This window comes from Allostella sp. (assembly GCF_041913585.1).
Lineage (GTDB): Bacteria > Pseudomonadota > Alphaproteobacteria > ATCC43930 > Allostellaceae > Allostella.
This window is the reverse complement of sequence record NZ_JAYSFE010000288.1, coordinates 1-1,763: the sequence shown is the minus strand read 5'-3', so window position 1 is coordinate 1,763 and position 1,763 is coordinate 1. Positions and strand designations below refer to the sequence as shown.

Here is a 1,763-nt window from a genome sequence, read left to right as displayed (position 1 = left end):
CAGGGGCCGCTCATCGACATGCAGGCGGTCGCCAAGGTCGAGGAGCACATCCAGGATGCCGTCTCCAAGGGCGCCCGGGTGGTCGTCGGCGGCAAGCGCCATGCGCTCGGCGGCAGCTTCTTCGAGCCGACGGTGCTGGCGGACGTCACCACCCGCATGGCCGTCGCCCGCGAGGAGACGTTCGGGCCGGTCGCGCCGCTCTTCCGCTTCAAGACCGACGCCGAAGCGATCGCCATGGCCAACGACACCGAGTTCGGCCTCGCCGCCTATTTCTTCAGCCGCGACATCACCCGCATCTGGAAGGCGTCGGAGGGGCTGGAGTACGGCATCGTCGGCATCAACACCGGCATCATCTCGACCGAGGTCGCGCCGTTCGGCGGCATGAAGGAGTCCGGTATCGGCCGCGAGGGCTCGAAGTACGGCATCGACGACTTCCTGGAGATCAAGTACCTCTGCATCGGCGGCATCGCCTGATCGGCCGGGGCGGGCGCCGCCGGGCGCCCGCCCGCTGCCTCCTCCATCGAAGGTCGGAACGGTGACCGAGAGCGACGATTCCGAGGCCCGGGCGGCCCTTGCCGTCCTCGGGCCGGAGTTCGACCTGCCGCCGACCGACGCCCCGCTCCGGCCCTATGTCATCTGCGCCTCGCCGCGCTCGGGCAGCACGCTGCTGACGACGCTGCTGCACGGGACGGGCCGCATGGGCGTGCCCGCGGAATATTTCAACCCGATCCACCTGCAGCCGAAACTGGGTGCGCGCTTCGGCGTCTCGGTCGGTGGCCCGCGCGTCGTCGCGGCCGGCTACCTGTCGGCGCTGGCGGCGCACCGCACCAGCGCCAACGGCGTCTTCGGCGCCAAGATCCTGCTGTCCCAGATGCAGTCCTGGATTGGCGTGCCGCAGTTCCGCGACCTCCTGGCGCGATCGACCTTCCTGTGGCTGCGCCGGCGCGACAAGCAGGCCCAGGCCCTGTCGCTGGTGCTGGCGCAGGCGACCCAGGTCTGGCACCGCGACCGCGACGCGGCACCGGTGGAGACCGTGCCCCGGTTCAGCGCGGGGGAAATGCGCCGGGCGCTCGGCATCGTGCTGGCCGAGGATTTCGCCTGGCGCGAGTTCTTCACGATCAACGGCGTGCACCCCATCTCCGTCGCATACGAGGATCTGGTGACCGATCCCGACGTGCCGTGCCGCGCGCTCGCCGAAGCCCTGGGCGTGCCCGATCTGCCGCGCCTCACGCTGCAGCAGGCGGTGACCCGGCCGACCGCCGGCGAGGCCAACGCGGTCTGGCGCCGGCAGTGGCGGCAGTCGCTGCGCTTCCGTCGCGATCGGCCCGCGGGCTAGGCTCGCCGGCGCCCGCCCGCCCGGCCGGACCGAACGAACCAAGGAGACCGAGGATGCCGTCGCTGCCGTCGAAGAAGGTGCTGAATCTGGCCGCCGCCCGGGCCGTGATGGCCGGGGCGGAGGCCGAGGCCGGACGCAACGGCTGGCGGGTCGCGATCGCCATCGTCGACGATGGCGGCCATCCGCTGCTGGTGCAGCGCCTCGACGGCGCGGGCGTCGGCAGTGTCGCCATCGCGCTCGGCAAGGCGCGGACCGCCGCCGTCTTCCGGCGGCCGACCAAGGCGATGGAGGATTCGGTCAATGGCGGCCGGTTCGCCTTCGTCGCCGCGCCCGACGCGGTGCCGCTCGAGGGCGGGCTGCCGATCGCGGTCGACGGCGACGTCGTCGGCGGCATCGGCGTCAGCGGCGTGACCTCGGCCCAGGATGC

At 72.3% G+C, this 1,763-nt stretch carries 3 protein-coding genes; all 3 read left to right on the top strand.

Annotation, left to right across the window (positions count from 1 at the left end; translation table 11 throughout):
• On the top strand, positions 1-474 hold a 474-nt coding region (locus ACE3Q3_RS24285; RefSeq protein ID WP_374450432.1), incomplete at its 5' end, for an aldehyde dehydrogenase family protein.
• A 61-nt stretch (positions 475-535) separates the two neighbouring features.
• Positions 536-1,336, top strand: coding sequence for a Stf0 family sulfotransferase (locus ACE3Q3_RS24280; RefSeq protein WP_374450430.1), 801 nt, complete (start codon positions 536-538; stop codon positions 1,334-1,336).
• Between the two features lie 53 nt (positions 1,337-1,389).
• A partial coding sequence (locus ACE3Q3_RS24275) for a heme-binding protein (RefSeq protein ID WP_374450428.1) occupies positions 1,390-1,763 on the top strand: 374 nt, incomplete at its 3' end.